The 17,719-nt window shown below is 71.2% G+C and carries 18 protein-coding genes; 8 read left to right on the top strand and 10 right to left on the bottom strand.

Features of this window, described 5'->3' with window-relative positions; all coding sequences use genetic code 11:
• Positions 1–25: 25 nt before the first annotated feature.
• Genes AB0D04_RS02905 through pdhA form a run of 3 tightly spaced genes read right to left on the bottom strand, consistent with a single transcriptional unit; the run spans position 26 to position 3,587 of the window.
• On the bottom strand, positions 26–1,402 hold the full coding sequence (locus AB0D04_RS02905) for a dihydrolipoamide acetyltransferase family protein (RefSeq protein ID WP_362698702.1): 1,377 nt from the start codon (positions 1,400–1,402) through the stop codon (positions 26–28).
• A complete protein-coding gene (locus AB0D04_RS02900) occupies positions 1,402–2,430 on the bottom strand; it encodes an alpha-ketoacid dehydrogenase subunit beta (protein WP_362698700.1) in 1,029 nt (342 codons plus the stop codon). The genes AB0D04_RS02905 and AB0D04_RS02900 overlap by 1 nt, the downstream gene beginning before the upstream one ends.
• A complete protein-coding gene (pdhA, locus tag AB0D04_RS02895) occupies positions 2,427–3,587 on the bottom strand; it encodes a pyruvate dehydrogenase (acetyl-transferring) E1 component subunit alpha (protein ID WP_362698698.1) in 1,161 nt (386 codons plus the stop codon). The genes AB0D04_RS02900 and pdhA overlap by 4 nt, the downstream gene beginning before the upstream one ends.
• Before the next feature lie 223 nt (positions 3,588–3,810).
• Here pdhA and AB0D04_RS02890 point away from each other — a divergent pair, with 223 nt between their 5' ends.
• A complete protein-coding gene (locus AB0D04_RS02890; RefSeq protein WP_362698696.1) occupies positions 3,811–4,329 on the top strand; it encodes an Lrp/AsnC family transcriptional regulator in 519 nt (172 codons plus the stop codon).
• A 44-nt stretch (positions 4,330–4,373) separates the two neighbouring features.
• Here the strand turns inward: AB0D04_RS02890 and AB0D04_RS02885 are convergent, their stop codons facing one another.
• Positions 4,374–4,964: a TetR/AcrR family transcriptional regulator gene (locus AB0D04_RS02885; RefSeq protein WP_362698694.1), complete on the bottom strand. Its 591-nt coding sequence runs from the start codon at positions 4,962–4,964 to the stop codon at positions 4,374–4,376.
• A gap of 2 nt (positions 4,965–4,966) precedes the next feature.
• Positions 4,967–6,487 carry a 3-hydroxyacyl-CoA dehydrogenase gene (locus AB0D04_RS02880; protein ID WP_362698692.1) on the bottom strand — a complete coding sequence of 507 codons (1,521 nt, stop codon included), beginning with the start codon at positions 6,485–6,487 and terminating at the stop codon, positions 4,967–4,969.
• Between the two features lie 252 nt (positions 6,488–6,739).
• Between AB0D04_RS02880 and paaN the strand changes: the two genes are divergently transcribed.
• Complete coding sequence (gene paaN / locus AB0D04_RS02875; protein ID WP_362698690.1) at positions 6,740–8,437, top strand: phenylacetic acid degradation protein PaaN; 1,698 nt, start codon at positions 6,740–6,742, stop codon at positions 8,435–8,437.
• 4 nt (positions 8,438–8,441) lie between these two features.
• Here paaN and AB0D04_RS02870 read toward each other — a convergent pair whose 3' ends face one another.
• The 3 genes from AB0D04_RS02870 to AB0D04_RS02860 all read right to left on the bottom strand — a co-directional run bounded on the left by AB0D04_RS02870 (position 8,442) and on the right by AB0D04_RS02860 (position 11,196).
• Positions 8,442–9,044 (bottom strand): TrmH family RNA methyltransferase, encoded by a 603-nt coding sequence (locus AB0D04_RS02870; protein ID WP_362698786.1) that lies wholly within the window; start codon positions 9,042–9,044, stop codon positions 8,442–8,444.
• Positions 9,045–9,148: 104 nt separating this feature from the next.
• Positions 9,149–10,531 carry an HTTM domain-containing protein gene (locus AB0D04_RS02865; protein WP_362698687.1) on the bottom strand — a complete coding sequence of 461 codons (1,383 nt, stop codon included), beginning with the start codon at positions 10,529–10,531 and terminating at the stop codon, positions 9,149–9,151.
• A complete protein-coding gene (locus tag AB0D04_RS02860; protein WP_362698684.1) occupies positions 10,528–11,196 on the bottom strand; it encodes a DUF5819 family protein in 669 nt (222 codons plus the stop codon). Before AB0D04_RS02860 ends, AB0D04_RS02865 begins: the two co-directional genes overlap by 4 nt.
• Positions 11,197–11,396: 200 nt before the next feature.
• Between AB0D04_RS02860 and paaA the strand changes: the two genes are divergently transcribed.
• The 6 genes from paaA to AB0D04_RS02830 all read left to right on the top strand — a co-directional run bounded on the left by paaA (position 11,397) and on the right by AB0D04_RS02830 (position 16,194).
• The gene (paaA, locus tag AB0D04_RS02855; protein ID WP_362698681.1) at positions 11,397–12,347 is read left to right on the top strand and encodes a 1,2-phenylacetyl-CoA epoxidase subunit PaaA; all 951 of its coding nucleotides are present in this window, start codon (positions 11,397–11,399) and stop codon (positions 12,345–12,347) included.
• Positions 12,344–12,682 carry a 1,2-phenylacetyl-CoA epoxidase subunit PaaB gene (paaB, locus tag AB0D04_RS02850; RefSeq protein ID WP_362698679.1) on the top strand — a complete coding sequence of 113 codons (339 nt, stop codon included), beginning with the start codon at positions 12,344–12,346 and terminating at the stop codon, positions 12,680–12,682. Before paaA ends, paaB begins: the two co-directional genes overlap by 4 nt.
• Positions 12,679–13,395, top strand: a complete 717-nt coding sequence (gene paaC, locus AB0D04_RS02845) for a 1,2-phenylacetyl-CoA epoxidase subunit PaaC (RefSeq protein ID WP_362698676.1) — start codon at positions 12,679–12,681, stop codon at positions 13,393–13,395. The genes paaB and paaC overlap by 4 nt, the downstream gene beginning before the upstream one ends.
• Positions 13,389–13,895, top strand: coding sequence for a 1,2-phenylacetyl-CoA epoxidase subunit PaaD (gene paaD, locus AB0D04_RS02840; protein WP_362698673.1), 507 nt, complete (start codon positions 13,389–13,391; stop codon positions 13,893–13,895). The genes paaC and paaD overlap by 7 nt, the downstream gene beginning before the upstream one ends.
• Complete coding sequence (locus AB0D04_RS02835; RefSeq protein WP_362698670.1) at positions 13,895–14,947, top strand: 2Fe-2S iron-sulfur cluster-binding protein; 1,053 nt, start codon at positions 13,895–13,897, stop codon at positions 14,945–14,947. Before paaD ends, AB0D04_RS02835 begins: the two co-directional genes overlap by 1 nt.
• 113 nt (positions 14,948–15,060) lie before the next feature.
• A complete protein-coding gene (locus AB0D04_RS02830; protein WP_362698667.1) occupies positions 15,061–16,194 on the top strand; it encodes an acyl-CoA dehydrogenase family protein in 1,134 nt (377 codons plus the stop codon).
• A 128-nt stretch (positions 16,195–16,322) separates the two neighbouring features.
• Here AB0D04_RS02830 and AB0D04_RS02825 read toward each other — a convergent pair whose 3' ends face one another.
• Both AB0D04_RS02825 and AB0D04_RS02820 read right to left on the bottom strand, forming a co-directional pair.
• The gene (locus AB0D04_RS02825; RefSeq protein ID WP_362698664.1) at positions 16,323–16,667 is read right to left on the bottom strand and encodes a rhodanese-like domain-containing protein; all 345 of its coding nucleotides are present in this window, start codon (positions 16,665–16,667) and stop codon (positions 16,323–16,325) included.
• Between the two features lie 10 nt (positions 16,668–16,677).
• Positions 16,678–17,553: a J domain-containing protein gene (locus AB0D04_RS02820; RefSeq protein ID WP_362698661.1), complete on the bottom strand. Its 876-nt coding sequence runs from the start codon at positions 17,551–17,553 to the stop codon at positions 16,678–16,680.
• Positions 17,554–17,719 lie beyond the last annotated feature (166 nt).

Genomic DNA, 17,719 nt, shown 5'->3' with positions numbered 1-17,719 from the left:
ACAGCCGTCAAAGTTGTCGCGGCCGTCACAGGGTGCGCAGCAGCAGCGCCGGCTGCTCCACACAGTCGGCGACGAACCGCAGGAAGCCGCCGGCCGTGGCGCCGTCGCACACCCGGTGGTCGAAGGTGAACGACAGCTGGACGACCTGCCGGACGGCCAACTCACCTTTGTGTACCCAGGGTTTGGCGGCTATCCGGCCGACGCCGAGCATCGCGGCCTCGGGATGGTTGATGATCGGGGTGGAGCCGTCGACCCCGAAGACGCCGTAGTTGTTGAGCGTGAAGGTGCCATGGGTCAGCTCGGCCGGGGAGAGCCCGCCGGACCGGGCGGTCCCGGTGAGCCGGGCCATCTCGGCGGACAGCTGCTCGACCGTACGGGTGTGGGCGTCGCGCACCACTGGGACGATCAACCCGCGGTCGGTCTGTGCGGCGAAGCCCAGGTGGACGGCGGGCAGCCGGACGATCTCCCGGGTGACGGTGTCGACGGTGGCGTTGAGCTCGGGGTAGCGGGCGAGCGCGGCCGTACAGACCCGGGCCAGCAGCGCGAGCAGGGACACCTTGGGGGTGCCCGGCACATTCATCGCCCGGCGGGCGGCGAGGAGTTCGGTGGCGTCGGCGTCCACCCAGCAGGTGGCGTCCGGGATCTCGCGGCGGCTGCGGCTGAACTTCTCGGCGGCGGCACCCCGCATCCCCTTCAGCGGGATGCGCTCGGCTTCCGGTGCGGCCACGGTGGCGGGCGCGGCTCCGGTGACGGACGCGGCCCCAACCACGTCCGCCACGGAGGCCCCCGCTGTGGCCGTCTCCCGCTCCCGGATCGCCCGCTCAACGTCCGATCGCAGAATCAGCCCGTCCCGCCCGGACCCGGTCAACTCCCGTAGGTCCAGGCCGTTTTCCCGCGCCATCCGGCGCACCAGCGGCGAGATGACAGCCACTGTACGGGTGTCGGGCGCCGCGGGGGCGACGGGAGCCGCGGACGGCTCCGGTGGGCTCGGTAGCTCCTGCGCGGGGGCCGCGCCTCCGGGCCGCACCCTCCGGCGCCGTGCCGCGGCCGCGCTCGTGCCGTAACCGACCAGCACATTCCCCGATCCGGCCGCCTCCTCCAGGACAGCCGCCCCGGTGCCCGAGGCGCCGGAATCGCCCGCCAGGTCATCGGGCACCGCCCCCACGGCCACCGTCACCAGCGGCGCCCCCACCGGGACCTCGGCCCCTTCCTCGCCGAAGCGGGCAGTGACCACGCCTCCGTACGGGCACGGCACCTCCACCATCGCCTTGGCGGTCTCCACCTCCACCACCGGCTGGTCGACGGCGACCACCTGGCCGACCTCGACCAGCCACTGCACGATCGTCGCCTCGGTGAGGCCTTCTCCCAGGTCAGGGAGGGTGAATTCGCGGACCACGGCCATCACGCACCACGTCCTTCGGTCCAGTCCGACTCCCACTGGAGGCGGGCGACGGTGTCCAGGATGCGGTCCACGCCGGGCAGATGGTGCCGCTCCAGCATGGGCGGCGGATAGGGGATGTCGAAGCCGGCCACCCGCAGCACCGGCGCCTCCAGGTGGTGGAAGCAGCGCTCGGTGATCCGCGCGGCGATCTCGCCACCGGGGCCGCCGAATCCGGTCGACTCATGGACGACCACCGCGCGGCCGGTGCGCCGTACGGATGCGCACACCGCGTCGTCGTCGAACGGCATCAGCGAGCGCAGATCGAGAACCTCCAGGTCCCAGCCCTCGGCGCGGGCGGCCTCGGCGGCCTCCAGGCAGACCGGCAGCGACGGGCCGTAGGTGATCAGGGTGGCGCTCTCGCCACGGCGCCGGACCTCGGCGCGGCCTATGGGGGCGACCGGTGCGGGGGCGTCGGGCGACCAGTCGTCCTTGGACCAGTACAGCCGCTTGGGCTCCAGGAAGACGACCGGGTCGTCGGAGGCAATAGCGGCGCGCAGCAGCCCGTAGGCGTCCGCGACGGTGGCCGGGGTGACGACCTGGAGGCCGGGGGTGGCGAGGTAGTACGCCTCGGAGGAGTCGCTGTGGTGCTCGACGCCGCCGATTCCGCCGCCGTAGGGGATCCGGATGGTCAGCGGCATCGGCAGGGCGCCCCGGGTGCGGTTGCGCATCCGGGAGACATGGCTGATGAGCTGCTCGAATGCCGGGTAGGCGAACGCGTCGAACTGCATCTCCACGACCGGCCGCAGCCCGTACATGGCCATGCCGACGGCGGTGCCCAGGATGCCGGCCTCGGCCAGCGGGGTGTCGCTGCAGCGGTCCTCGCCGAACTCCTTGGCCAAGCCGTCGGTGACCCGGAAGACGCCGCCCAGGGTGCCGACGTCCTCGCCCATGAGATGGACCGTCGGGTCCTCGGCCATGGCGTCGCGCAGCGCGCGGGTCAGCGCCTGCGCCATGGTGGCGGGCTTGCGGGCGGCCGCGGTGGTCGTCATGGCCTGGCCTCCTCGGCGGGGCTCTCCTCGGCGTCCAGCTCGGCGCGCAACTGGGACGCCTGGTCGCGCAGTTGGCGGGTCTGCTGGGCGTAGATGTGGGTGAACAGGTCCATCGGGTCGAGAGCCGGGTCCTGATTCATCCGCTCCCGCAGGTCGGCCGCGAGCCGCTCGGCGCCGTCCCGGGCGGCGGCGACGAAGTCATCGGTGAGCAGATCGCGGGCACTCAGTTCGTGCTCCAGGAGGGCTATCGGGTCGTGCGCCCGCCAGGTCTCGACCTCGGCGTCGGTGCGGTAGCGGGTGGCGTCGTCGGCGTTGGTGTGGGCCTCGATGCGGTAGGTGACGGCCTCGATCAGGGTGGGGCCGCCGCCCCTGCGGGCCCGCCGTACGGCCTCGGTGACGACCTCGTGCACGGCAGGCGCGTCATTGCCGTCCACCAGGCGGCCCGGCATGCCGTAGCCGACCGCCTTGTGAGCCAGGGAGGGGGCGGCGGACTGCTTGGCGAGCGGCACGGAGATCGCGAAGCCGTTGTTCTGTACGAGGAAGACGGCCGGCGCCTGCCAGACCGCCGCGAAATTCAGCGCCTCGTGGAAGTCGCCCTCGCTGGTGCCGCCGTCGCCCACCATGGCCAGCGCCACGACATCGTCGCCCTTGAGGCGGGCGGCGTGCGCCAGGCCCACGGCGTGCGGGAGCTGGGTGGCGAGCGGCGTGCACAGGGGCGCGATGCGGTGCTCGTGCGGGTCGTATCCGGTGTGCCAGTCACCGCGCAGCAGGGTCAGCGCCTGTACGGGGTCGAGGCCGCGGGCCACGGCGGCGAGGGTGTCGCGGTAGCTGGGGAAGAGCCAGTCACGGTCCTCCAGGGCCAGCGCGGCGGCGACCTGGCAGGCCTCCTGTCCGGTGGAGGACGGATAGACCGCCAGCCGCCCCTGCCGGGTCAGTGCCGTGGCCTGGGCGTTGTAGCGGCGGCCGCGGACCAGCTCGGCGTAGAGCCGCTTGAGCAGGCCGGCATCGAGCCCGCGGGCGGCGTCCGTCCCCAGGAGGCGGTACGGCGCGGCGTCGGGCAGGAGGGGCCCGGGATCGACGCGTGGCCGCCAGTCGGGCGGCGGGCCGGGCAGACCGCTCTTGTTCCTGCTGCTGCCGGGCTGCTCAAGGACCGTCATGACGAGCACCTCCTCGGATCGAAGGGGCGGCGCGAGGCGCCTGATAAGGGTGGTGGCGGGCGACTCATGGGCAGGATGGAACCGGTCGGGGCGGGTAAGCCCTTCCCTACCGATTGTTCGGTCGCCGATGCATTTTGGCTACAGGCGTACTCAGCCTGTGGACAAACGGTTCTCCACAGCTTGAGATGAATGCAGGACGTCCACGACGGGGAGGCGGGACCATATGCGGGACGAACAGATGGCCAATCCGGGCGGACAGCCGGCGACCGCGGCCGCCCCGCCGCCACCGCCCGCGCGCCCGCTGGACACCGTCGACCGCGCGATCCTGCGCATACTCCAGACCGACGGCCGGGCCTCGATACGCTCCGTCGCCGACCAGGTCCATGTCTCGCGGGCCAACGCCTATGCCCGGATCAACCGACTGATCGACGACGGCGTCATACGCGGCTTCAGCGCCCTCATCGACCAGGAACGCGCTGGTCAGGGAGCTTCCGCGTACATCACGCTGAAGATTGTGCAGAACTCCTGGCGGACCGTGCGCAAGCAGCTCACGGCGCTTCCCGGGGCGTCCCATATCGCGCTGGTCAGCGGCGATTTCGACGTACTGCTGCTGGTCCACACCAAGGACAACCGGGAACTGCGGGAGCTGGTCCTGACCCGTATCCAGTCGATCCCGGAGGTGCTCAGCACCCGCACCCTGCTGGTCTTCGAGGAGACCGAACTGGGGCCGGAGCAGGAGTAGCGGGGCACGCAGACCACGGCCGCCCCGTGCACCGCTGCCGCCCCTCAGCTCCTGCGCAGCCCCGCGAACGCCGTACGCACCACGGCCTCGGCCACCTCATCGCGGCTGGCCGCGCCGCCACGTCCCGGCCGGTACCACTCCACAATCGAGTTGATCATGCCGAAGAGCAGCCGAGTGGCCAGCCGGATGTCGACGTCGTCGCGCAGATCACCGTCGGCGGCCGCCTGCTTGAGGAGGTCGGCGACCTCATGGTCGAACTCGCGGCGGCGCTCCATGGCCCATCGCTCGGTGTCGGTGTTCCCGCGCACCCGCAACAGCAGCGTCACATAGGGCAGTTCGTCCATCAGGACCTCGGCCTCGCGCCGGGTGACGTACTCCAGGCGCTCGATCGCCCGCCCCTCGACGGCGCCCGGCTCCGCCAGGACACCGAACAGCCCGTCCAGGGCACGGCTTATCGCCCGGTGGAGCAGCTCTTCCTTGCTGCGCACATGGTGGTAGATCGAGGACTTGGAGATGCCGGCCGCCTTGGAGAGGTGCTCCATGGAGGTGCCGTCGTATCCGCGCTCGATGAACACCTCGACGGCGACCGCGAGCAGCGAATCGGGCGTATAGGTGTCGCGCTTGGCCATGGTCATGATTAGAGCACCTGCCCCTCCAGGTCCGCGCGGCGCCTGAGGGCCCACGACGGTGCGTAGCGGCCACCGGCATTGTGGTGGCACATCGAATCCAGCAGATCCCACGCCCACCGGGCGCCGAGCCGCTCGGCCCACTCCATGGGGCCACCGGGGTAATTCACGCCCAGCCGCATCGCGGTGTCGATGTCCTCGGGCGTCGCCACCCCGCGGGCCGCGGCATCCACGGCGAAGTCCACGATCATCGCGATCGTACGGGCGACGATCATGCCCGGCACGTCCTGGATGACGCTCACCTGCTTGCCGAGCGCCTGGAAGAGCCCGACCGCCTCCGCCAGGTCCGCCTCGGAACAGGCCTCGGAGGCGGCGAGGGCGATCCGGGTGGCGGCCCGGTAGTCGAGCGAGAGGTCGAAGCGGATGTACCTGCCGCGGTCCCTGCTCGTCGCGGGAGACCCGCTGGTCAGCGCCAGGCACGCACTGCCGGGCAGCCGGAGGAAGCCCTCGGACTCCCCCGGTGCACGATCGCGGGTGATCTTGATGCCCGCCTCCTCGATCAGCTCGCGCAGCACCGCGGCGGGGCCGGGCAGCTCCGCGTGCAGACCGACGGCCTCCGGGGCGGGACACGGCGCGGCGGTCTGCGGCGCGGGGCGCTGCGCCCCCTCGGCGTAGTCGAACCAGCCACGCCCGGTCTTCCGGCCGTGCAGCCCGGCCTCCACCAGGCGCCGCTGCGCCAGAGAGGGCGCGAACCTCGGGTCCTGGAAGAACGACGTCCACACCGAGTGGGTGACCGCCTCGTTCACGTCCTGGCCGATGAGGTCGGTGAGCTCGAAGGGGCCCATCCTGAAGCCGGTGCCGTCACGCAGTACGGCGTCGATGGTGGCGGGGTCGGCGATCCGCTCCTCATAGGCACGCAGGGCCTCGGCGTAGAAGGGGCGGGCGATGCGGTTGACGATGAACCCGGGGGTGTCCGCGCAGCGCACCGGGGTCTTGCCCCAGGCGGCGGCGGTCTCGTACGCGGTGGTGGCGGCCGTCTCGTCGGTGGCAAAGCCGCTGATGACCTCGACCAGAGGGAGCAGCGGGGCGGGGTTGAAGAAGTGCAGGCCCACGCAGCGGCCGGGGTGGCGCAGCGGGCCCGCGACAGCGGTCACCGCGAGGGAAGAGGTGTTGGTGGCCAGCAGGCAGTCGTCCGCCACGATGTCCTCCAGGGCGGTGAACAGCTCCTGTTTGACCGGAAGCTGCTCCAGAATCGCCTCGATGACCAGGGCGGCGTCGGCCAGCTCGGCGAGGGAGGCGGCGGGGGAGAGGCGGCCGTGGGCGGCGTCCCTTTCCTGCGCTGTGATCCGGCCTTTTTCGACGAGCCGGTCCAGCCGCCGCCCGATGGCCGCGGCGGCCTGCCCGGCGCGCTCCGGGGCCGCGTCATAGAGCCGTACGCGGTGCCCGGCGACCAGCGCCACCTGCGCAATTCCCTGTCCCATGGTGCCGGTGCCCACCACTGCCACGGTGCTGCCGGTCCCGATTGCCGTCATGGCGATTGATCCTCCCCGACCCGAGTTGTCCACAGGCATGCGGGACCCTCTTGCCCCGACCGATCGTTCGGTTACTCTAACTCTGTTGGTACATCCGCTCCCAGTCTTCGGTCCGGATCGCACCGGACCTGGCCGGGATCCCCTCACCTTCCGTTCCGATCCCACCGTCCTTCGTTCCGATCCGACCGTCCTTCGTTCCGAACTCACCGCCTCATCCGCTCTCCGCCCGGCTCGACGAGGAGTTGGTCATCGATGGCCACCGAAGTGACCACAGCGCAACCGACCGCAGCGCAGCTGATCGCCAAGCACCGCCCCACCCTCGACCAGACGCTCGAGGCGATCCGTACCCGTGCGTACTGGTCACCGCACCCCGAGCACCCCAAGGCGTACGGCGAGACCGGCGCGCCGGACGGCCTGGCCGCGTTCGAGGCGCTGCGCGGCAAGCGCTTCGCGCTGGACCAGCCCGGTACGGACGACTGGACGGGCGAGGAAGTCTCCCCGTACGGCCCGGACTTGGGCATCAGCTATCCGCACCCGGATGTGGACGTACTGCTTCCGGCGATGCGCGCCGCGATCCCCGCCTGGCGGGACGCGGGCCCCGAGGCGCGGGCGGCGGTGTGCCTGGAGATCCTGGCGCGGATCAGCGCGCGCACCCATGAGTTCGCGCAGGCCGTGATGCACACCAGCGGCCAGGCCTTCATGATGGCGTTCCAGGCGGGCGGGCCGCATGCCCAGGACCGCGGCCTGGAGGCGGTGGCGTACGCATACGCCGAGCAGGTCCGCACCCCCGAGCAGGCGACCTGGTCCAAGCCGCAGGGCAAGCGCGAGCCGCTGGAGCTGGCCAAGTCCTTCACGGCCGTGCCGCGCGGCGTCGCCCTGGTGATCGGCTGCAACACCTTCCCCACCTGGAACGGCTATCCGGGCCTGTTCGCCTCGCTGGCCACCGGCAACCCGGTGCTGGTCAAGCCGCACCCGCGGGCCGTGCTGCCGCTGGCGCTGACCGTCCAGGTGGCGCGCGAGGTACTCATCGAGGCCGGGTTCCCCGCCGACCTGGTGTGCCTGGCCGTGGACAAGCCGGGCGAGGGGCTGGCCAAGACGCTGGCCGTGCGCCGCGAGGTCCGCATCATCGACTACACCGGCTCGACCGCCTTCGGCGACTGGCTGGAGACGCACGCCCGCCAGGCGCAGGTCTTCACGGAGAAGGCCGGCGTCAACACCGTCGTCATCGACTCCACCGACGACTACAAGGGCATGCTCGCCAACCTGGCGTTCTCCCTGTCGCTCTACAGCGGCCAGATGTGCACCACCCCGCAGAACCTGCTGATTCCGCGGGACGGCATCACCACGGACGCCGGGCCCAAGTCGTACGACGAGGTCGTCAGCGATCTCGCGGGCGCGGTCAGCGGCCTGCTGGGCGATGACGCGCGGGCCAACGCCCTGCTGGGCGCGATCGTCAATCCGCAGGTCAAGGAGCGCATCGAGGCGGCGGCCGGGCTCGGCGAGGTGGCGCTGGCCTCCCGCGAGGTGGCCAACCCCGACTTCCCCGAGGCCACGGTCCGTACGCCGGTGATCGTCAAACTGGACGGCGCCAAGCCGGAGGCGGAGGCGGCCTATCTGGCGGAATGCTTCGGCCCGGTGTCCTTCGCGGTGGCCGTCGACTCGGCGGCCGGCGCGGTGGAGCTGCTGCGGCGCACCGTACGGGACAAGGGCGCCATGACGGTCGGCGCGTACACCACCGACGCCGAGGTGGAGCGGCTGGTGCAGGACGCCTGCCTCGAGGAGTGCGCCCAGCTGTCGCTGAACCTCACCGGTGGCGTGTATGTGAACCAGACGGCGGCGTTCTCCGACTTCCACGGCTCGGGCGGCAACCCGGCGGCCAATGCAGCGCTGTGCGACGGCGCGTTCGTGGCGAACCGCTTCCGTACGGTGGAGGTGAGGCGGCCGGCGTAAGGCCTCAGGGAGCCTCGATGCGGGCGTGGCGGCCGATCCAGGAGTGCATCGCGATGGCGGCCGCGGCGCCCGCGTTGATCGACCGGGTCGAGCCGAATTGCGCGATGGAGCAGACCAGGGAGGCGTGCCGGCGCGCCTCTTCGGTCAGCCCCGGCCCCTCCTGGCCGAAGAGCAGCACACAGCGGCGCGGCAGCTCGGTCGTCTCCAGCGGGACGGCGCCGGGGAGGTTGTCGATCCCGATGATCGGCAGTTCCTCGGCGGCCGCCCAGGCGGTGAGGTCGGCGGTGTCCGGGTGGTGCCGTACATGCTGGTAGCGGTCGGTGACCATGGCGCCGCGGCGGTTCCAGCGGCGCTGCCCAACGATATGGATCTCCTTGGCGAGGAACGCGTTCGCGGTCCGCACGACCGAGCCGATGTTGAAGTCGTGGCCCCAGTTCTCGACGGCCACATGGAAGTCGTGGCGGCGGGTGTCGAGGTCGGCGACGATCGCCTCGCGCGTCCAGTAGCGGTAGTGGTCGACGACATTGCGGCGGTCACCGTGCGCGAGCAGCTCGGGGTCGTAGCGGGCGTCCTGGGGCCAGGGCTCCGGGTGCGGGCCGACGCCGATCCGGGGGCCGTAGCCCTCGTCGTACTGGAGGGGTTCGGCGCCCGGGGCGGTGCTCTCGCTGTCCCGAGCGGTGGTCCGGGCGCCCGGGACGGTTTTCTCGCTGCTCACCCCACGAGGGTATGGCCATCGCCGTCGTGGTGGGTACGGGCATCCGGCTCGCCGCCACCGGGGCCGTCGTCCGGCCGGGGTGCGCCGCCGCGGGGGAACAGCCGCTTGCGCAGGTCGGAGATCCGGGCGGAGAGCCAGGTCAGGAAGTTCGTCGGCAGGAACACCGCATCCGCCGCGATCATCGCGAGGGAGAAGAACGGCAGCCCGAGCAGGACCGCGATGGAGAGGTGCTCGCCGATCATGGCGACCAGCAGCACGTTCTTCAACCGGCGGTTGAAGAGGGTGAAGGGGAAGGCCACCTGCACGATGACCGTGCCGTAGGTGAGCAGCATGATCATCAGGCCGCTGCTGCCGAGCACCTGGGACAGGCCCGGCCAGGGGGAGAAGTAGTCCAGGTGCATCGGGTAGAAGACGGCGGTGCCGTCCTGCCAGCGCGAACCCTGGATCTTGTACCAGCCTGCGGTGGCGTAGATCAGGCAGACCTCGACCATGATCACCAGCAGCGCGCCGTTGTGCGCGAGCTTGGCGAGGGTGTCCAGGACGATGCGCGGCTCCCCCTGCGCGTACCGCCGCACCGCCCACCACACGCCGTGCACCGCCCACAGGCCCCACAGCGCCAGGCTCCAGCCGATGTGCGGGAAGGGGCCGTCTCCGAACCAGGTGAGGGCGTGGTTGCCGAGCAGCTGGGCCACGGCCAGGGCGAGGCCGAGGACGGTCCACAAGAGGATGCCGGGCAGGTCCCGGCCCTCGCCGTCGGCCGCTGTCCGCTTGGCGCGGCGCGCGTCCAGGGACCACACCTGCCCGCACCGGGTGAGCACGAGATACATCGACATCAGGTGAATGACGTTGTCGCCGCCGTCGCCCAGGAAGATGCTGCGGTTCTGCAGCGACAGCACGCCGATCATGAAGAGCACCGACATGGTGCGGGTGCGCCAGCCGAGCATCAGCAGGGCGCTGGCCACTATGGCCACGGAGTAGACGCACTCGAACCAGGCGGTGCTGCCCGACCAGGGCAGCACCGAGAAGGCGTGGTTGCCGCCCAGCAGCCGGCGCGCCATGTCCAGGCTGAAGGGGCTGTCGGGGCCGTAGAGTGCGTGGCGGTTGGGCCATTCCCGCAGCAGGAACAGCAGCCAGGTCGCGGAGAACCCGATGCGGATCACCGCGGTCTGGTACGGGGCCATCGCCCGGCTGGTGACCCGTACGAAGCCGCGGCCGATGGCGCGCTCGATACGGGTCTCCTCCGGGGGCGTCTCGGGGGCGTGGGACGGCCGGGCCTCTTGGGGCGTCCGGGTCTCCGGGGGCGTCTGGGCCTCCGGGGTCTGGGCCTCCGGGGGCGTCTCGGGCTCGGCGGCCGGCTGCTGCGGCGTCGGTGACGTCACTGGTTCTTCGCCCCCTCGGGCAGGTCGTCTGCGGTGACCTGCCACCAGGGCAGCACGCGGTACATGGGCTTGGTGCTGATCTTCTCGGTGCTCCACGGCGGCGGGGCGACGGCCGTCGTCACCGACCTCACCTGTATCCGGTCGACCCGGCCGTCCCTGGCCCACTCGGCGCCCATGCGGTACATCACGATGCGCCGGACATAGCGCTCGGACAGCTCGCCGCGCGTGCCGACGGGGCTGTTCTGCGCGGTGTGCGAGTTGAGGAAGAACTCCCAGCCGCGGCGCAGCATGTTCTGCTGGGTGTGGCTGGGGAGCGGGTTGTGCAGGATGTCGCGTCCGTCGCGGGCGGTCAGGTCGGTCCAGCCGGTCGTCCGCGTGGTGCCGCCCTGGCCGCGCAGCTGGGCGCGGACCTGGACGGCGATGTTCTGCTGGAGCGGGTTGGGCGCGAACAGCTTCCAGTTCTGTTCGTACTCGGGATAGACGTAGTCGCTGATCAGATTGCCCCGCTGCTTGCTGAGTGTGTTCTGCGGTGCGACATGCAGGAACATCATGGCCAGATGGATCGCGACGATCACGGCGCCGGCGCTGGCCGCCACGCCTATGACGATCCGTGAGGGCAGCGAGAGCGCGGCGAGTGGCCGCGTTTCGTCCCCGTATGACTGCATTCCCGCCCCGTTCCCAGAATCCCGTCGGCTGACACTCGGGCCGACTGTCGGCCCAGTCCCGGTTGACTCCGCCACGGAACGGTACCTACGCGGCACCACCCGGCACACCCTCCCCTGAGTTTTCTCAGGGTTGACACCCGCGGTCCGCCCACCGACCATTGAACCGAACGATCGGTCGGTCGGGAGCGAGGGGGCACCACATGACGACGATCGCGCCGGAAGAATCGGCACTCGAAGCCGTCTTCGACGCCACCGTGGCCGCGGACGAACGCATCGAACCGCGCGACTGGATGCCGGACGCCTACCGCTCATCCCTGGTACGCCAGATAGCGCAACACGCCCACTCCGAGATCATCGGCATGCAACCGGAAGCCAACTGGATCACCCGCGCGCCGTCGCTGCGCCGCAAGGCGATCCTCATGGCCAAGGTCCAGGACGAAGCCGGCCACGGCCTCTACCTCTACAGCGCCGCCGAAACCCTCGGCACCAGCCGCGACGAACTCCTCGACAAGCTGCACAGCGGCCGCCAGAAATACTCCTCGATCTTCAACTACCCCACCCTGACCTGGGCCGACGTCGGCGCCATCGGCTGGCTCGTGGACGGCGCGGCGATCACCAACCAGGTCCCGCTGTGCCGCTGCTCCTACGGCCCCTACGCCCGCGCCATGGTCCGCGTCTGCAAGGAGGAGTCCTTCCACCAGCGCCAGGGGTACGAACTCCTGCTGGCCCTCAGCCGCGGCACCGAAGCCCAGCACGCCATGGCGCAGGACGCGGTGGACCGCTGGTGGTGGCCGTCGCTGATGATGTTCGGCCCGCCGGACGATGAATCGGCGCACTCCGCGCAGTCCATGGCCTGGAAGATCAAACGGCACTCCAACGACGAGCTGCGCCAGCGCTTCGTCGACATCTGCGTCCCGCAGGCCGAAGCCCTCGGGCTGACGCTCCCCGACCCGGATCTGACCTGGAACGACGAGCGCGGCCACTGGGACTTCGGCCCCATCGACTGGGCCGAGTTCTGGGAGGTCCTCAAGGGCAACGGCCCCTGCAACGAACAGCGGATCACCCGCCGCCGGAAGGCCCACGAGGACGGCGCCTGGGTGCGCGAGGCGGCCGCCGCACACGCGGCCAAACACGGGAAGGACGACCGATGACGACACCCCGCCCCGCCGACACCCCCGGAGCCGCCACGACAGCGGCCGCCCGGCCCACCGAATGGCCCCTGTGGGAAGTCTTCGTACGCAGCCGTCGCGGCCTCTCCCACACCCACGCCGGCAGCCTGCACGCCCCGGATGCCGCCATGGCACTGCGCAATGCCCGCGATCTCTACACCCGCCGCTCGGAGGGCGTCTCCATCTGGGTCGTGCCCTCCGCCCAGGTCACCGCCTCCTCACCGGACGAGAAGGACACCTTCTTCGAACCGGCCGGCGACAAGCCCTACCGCCACCCGACCTTCTACGAGATCCCGGACGGGGTGCATCACCTTTGACGAACCTCACCCTGACCCCGGCCCTGGCCCTCGGGGACGACGCCCTGGTCCTCTCCCACCGCCTGGGCGAGTGGGCCGGCAACGCGCCCGTCCTCGAAGAAGAGGTCGCACTCGCCAACATCGCCCTGGACCTGCTCGGCCAGGCCCGCATACTGCTCTCCCTGGCGGGGGACGAGGACGAGCTGGCGTATCTGCGCGAGGAACGGCAGTTCCGCAACGTCCAACTCGTCGAGCAGCCCAATGGCGACTTCGCCCACACGATCGCCCGCCAGCTGTACTTCTCCACCTACCAGCAGCTGCTCTTCGACCACCTCGCCACGGGCTCCAGCGAGCTGGCGCCGCTGGCCGCAAAGGCCGTCAAGGAAGTCGCCTACCACCGCGACCACGCCGAACAATGGACACTGCGGCTGGGCGACGGCACCGAAGAAAGCCATGCGCGTATGCAGCGCGGCCTGGACGCCCTGTGGCGCTTCACCGGCGAGCTCTTCGAGCCCGTCGAGGGACTGGACGCACCCTGGCCTGCACTGCACGACGAATGGACGTCACGCGTCACCGCCCTCCTGGACCGGGCCACCCTCACCGTCCCGCAGGGCCCGCAGCGCGGCGCCTGGACCGCGGGCGCGGGCCGCCAGGGACTGCACACCGAACCGTTCGGGCGGATGCTCGCCGAGATGCAGCACCTGCACCGCAGCCATCCGGGGGCGACATGGTGACCACCGCCGCCCTCACCGCCCTCGAAGAGAAGCTGCTGGCACTGGCCGGTTCCGTCCCCGACCCCGAGCTGCCGGTGCTCACCCTCGCCGAGCTCGGCGTGCTGCGCGGCGTACGGCTGACCTCCCCGCACCGCGTCGAGGTACGGCTCACGCCCACCTACACCGGCTGCCCCGCCATCAAGGCCATGTCCGACGACATCGAGCGGGTGCTGCACGAGAACGGCATACCCGAGGTCGAGGTCCGTACGGTCCTGAGCCCGCCCTGGACCACGGATGCCATCACCGCCGAGGGCCGCCGCAAGCTCGCCGCATTCGGCATCGCCCCGCCGCGCCCCACCGGACCGGCCGGGGGACCCGTCACCGTCGACCTGACGATCCGCTGCCCGAACTGCGGATCCACCGACACCACCCTGCTCAGCCGCTTCTCCTCCACGGCGTGCAAAGCCCTGCGACGCTGTGAGACCTGCCGCGAACCCTTCGACCACTTCAAGGAGTTGTGATGTTCCGCCCGCTCCGGGTCCGGGAGGTCGAGCGGCTCACGGACGACGCGGTCGCCGTCACGTTCACGGTCCCGTCCGCACTGCGCGAGACCTTCCGGCACACCCCCGGACAGCACATCGCGCTGCGCAGATCGGTCGACGGCCAGGAGATCCGCCGTACGTACTCCATCTGCACCCCGGCCACCGACGATCCCGTACTGCGGGTGGGCATCCGCCTGGTCGAGGACGGCGCCTTCTCCTCGTACGCCCTCAAGGAGCTGACTGCGGGCGACACCGTGGAGGTCATGGCCCCGGCGGGCCGGTTCACCCTCCCCCCGCGCCCCGGCCACTTCGCCGGGATCGTCGGCGGCAGCGGGATCACCCCCGTGCTCTCCATCGTCTCCACCCTGCTCGCCCGGCAGCCCGACGCCCGCTTCTGCCTGATCCGCAGCGACCGCACGGCGGCCTCGACGATGTTCCTGGAGGAGGTGGCCGACCTCAAGGACCGCTATCCGCAGCGCTTCCAGCTGATCCAGACCCTCTCCCGCGAGGAACAGCAGGCCGGTCTGCCGTCCGGACGGCTGGACGAGACACGCCTGCGCTCGCTGCTGCCCGCGCTGCTGACCGTCGATTCGGTCGACGGCTGGTTCCTGTGCGGCCCCCACGGCCTGGTCCAGGGCGCCGAGCGGGCGCTGCGGTCCCTGCAGGTCCCCCGCAGCCGCATCCACGAAGAGATCTTCCACATCGACGACGGCACCACCACCGCGCCCTCGGCCCCCGCCGCCTCCGCTCCCGCACACAGCACCGTGACCGCCACCCTCGACGGACGCTCCGGGAACTGGCCGGTGCACGACGGTGAATCGCTGCTGGAGGCGGTGCTGCGCAACCGTGCGGACGCGCCGTACGCCTGCAAGGGCGGGGTGTGCGGCACCTGCCGGGCGTTCCTGGTGTCCGGCGAGATACGCATGGACCGCAACTTCGCGCTGGAGGCGGAGGAGGTCGACGCCGGGTATGTGCTGGCCTGCCAGTCCCACCCCGTCACGGAAGAGGTCGAGCTGGACTTCGACCGCTGACTCGGCCCACAGGCTCACGCGGCGGCATTTCCTTCCCCGCCATTCCCAATTCCTGCAACCTGTTCTACCTTGACGCTCCGTCAGATCAGTGCGCCGCGTGGGAGGACAGACCAGTGGACTTCACCTTCACCGAGGAGCAGCAAGCCGCCGTCGAAGCGGCCGGGGCCGTCTTCTCGGGGGTTGCTCCCGACAGCGTGCCCAGCCCGGCGCTCACCCCCGGAGCCGTCGCCGACGACTTCGACCGCTCCCTGTGGCACAAGCTCGCCGACGCCGATCTGCTGAGCCTGCTGATCGCCCCCGAACACGGCGGAGCTGGCCTCGACCCGATCGCGCTCTGCCTCGTACTGCGCGAGTCGGCCAAGGTACTGGCACGCGTACCACTGCTGGAGTCCTCCGCGGCCGCGCACACCCTCCAGACGTACGCGACAGACGAACTACGCGCCGAGGTCCTCCCCCGCATCGCCACCGGAGACCTCGTGGTGACGGTGGCCGCCGGCGGCCACACCGGCCACGACCCTGCCGAGCTCGCCGTAACCGCCCGCCAGGACGGCACCGACTGGATACTCGACGGCACCCAGACCGCCATCCCCTGGGCCCAGACCGCCGACCGGATCCTGCTCCCCGCCCACACCGCCGACGGACAGGCCCTGCTCGCCCTCGTCCCGCGCACCCACTCCGGCCTCGCACTCGACGACCAGATCTCCACCAGCGGCGAGCGCTACGCCAAGGCCCGGCTGGATTCCGTACGCATCGGCACCCGGGAAACGATCACCCACCCGGCCGCCTGGGAGACGCTGCGCAACGTCCTGACCACCGGCACCTGCGCGCTCGCCCTCGGCCTGGGCGAACGGGTCCTCGCCATGACCAGCGACTACACCGGCAAACGCGAACAGTTCGGCTTCCCCGTGGCCACCTTCCAGGCCGTCGCCGTCCAGGCCGCCGACCGCTTCATCGACCTGCGCGCCATGGAAGCGACCCTCTGGCAGGCTGCCTGGCGCATCACCACCGGCGCGGCCGGCGCGCTACCGCCCGCGGGCGATGTCGCGGTCGCCAAGATCTGGGCCGCCGACGGCGTACGGCGCGTCGTCCAGACCGCCCAGCATCTGCACGGCGGCTTCGGCGCCGACACCGACTACCCCCTGCACCGCTACCACGCCTGGGCCAAGCAGCTCGAACTCTCCCTGGGGCCGGCCGCCGCCCATGAGGAGGCGCTTGGCGATCTTCTTGCAGCACATTCGCTGAGCTGAGGGAGAGCGGGGCCCCGGGGACTCGAGGGGCTCAGGGGGCGGCCTCGCGGGGTGGTCCGCTCAGGCAGCGCCCGCTCGGCGGACCCGGTCGGCCATCCCCGTCGGACGCGTCGGTCGGACGCACCAGGTCAGACGACCGTCCCGATGCCGCCCTTGCCGTCCGACACGGGGCGTCCGGTGGCCTCCCAGGCCTGCATACCGCCCTCGACATTCACCGCGTCGATGCCCTGCTTGATCAGATACTGCGCCACCTGGGCCGACCGCCCGCCGACCCGGCACAGGACATACACCTTGCCGCTCTCGGGCGCCGCCTCGGTCAACTCTCCGTAACGGGCGACGAATTCGCTCATCGGGATGTGCAGGGCACCCTCGGCGTGCCCGGCCTTCCACTCGTCGTCCTCGCGTACGTCCAGGAGGAAGTCCTCGGACGTCAGAACGTCGACACCGACCGTGGGCACAGAACCAAATTGCATACTCCCGACGCTACCCGACCAGCTGCGCGAGATACGCCTCGCGTTCCGCGACGTCGGCGAGCAGCTTCTCGGCGATCTCGTCCAGCAGCGCGTCCGGGTCCTGCGGCGCCATCTTGATCATCGCCCCGATCGCGCTCTCCTCCAGCTCCGCGGCGACGGCGGACAGCAGCTCCTTGCGCTCGGCCAGCCACTCCAGCCGCGCGTAAAGCTCCTCGCTCTCGCTCAGCCGCGCCACTGCGGGCGCCGGACCGGCCTCCCACTCCTGCGCCAGCTCCCGCAGCGCCGCCTCGTCACCCCGCCCGTACGCCGCATTGACCCGCGCAATGAACGCGTCCCGCCGGGTCCGCTCCGCGTCGTCCCGCGCCAGGTCCGGGTGGGCCTTGCGCACGAGGTCGCGGTAGACCTTGCGGGTCTCCTCGCTGGGCCGCACCTTCTGCGGCGGCTGCACCGACTGCTCGGTGAGCATCGCCTGCGCCTCGGGGAACAGCCCCTCCGAACCCACCCAGCCGTGGAACAGCTCCTCCACGTTGGGCATCGGCAGCACGGATGCCCGCGCTTCCTTGGCCTTACGGATGTCCTCGGGGTCGCCCGTACGCGCCGCCACGGCCTCGGCGATCTGCGCATCCAGCTCGTCCAGCCGTGCATACATGGGGCCGAGCCGCTGGTGATGCAGCCGGGAGAAGTTCTCCACCTCCACCCGGAACGTCTCCACCGCGATCTCAAACTCGATCAACGCCTGCTCAGCCGCCAGCACGGCCTTCGCCAGGCGCCGAGTGGCCTCGTCCTGGGCGGCGTGGTCGCCCTGATCACCGCGTGGGGCGTCGGGCGCCTGCGGGTCCGGTCGGTGCTGGCCGTCCTGCGCGTTCTCCGCGTGCGAGTTCGTCACCCGGTCAGCGTACGGCCCATGCGAGCGCGGGGCCGCCGCAGGCGAGTGGGGGCGGGGGTGAGGCGGGACGGGGTGAGGCGGGACGGGGTGAGACGGGGCGAAGGGAGTGGCGGGGCGGGGGTGTGGCGGGGCGGGGCGGGGCGGGGCGGGGTCGGCAACGGCCTTC

It is taken from the genome of Streptomyces sp. NPDC048483 (assembly GCF_040651455.1).
In the GTDB taxonomy this organism is placed as follows: domain Bacteria; phylum Actinomycetota; class Actinomycetes; order Streptomycetales; family Streptomycetaceae; genus Streptomyces.
Note: the sequence above shows the minus strand (reverse complement) of the source record. Positions and strands in the feature narration are given on the sequence as shown.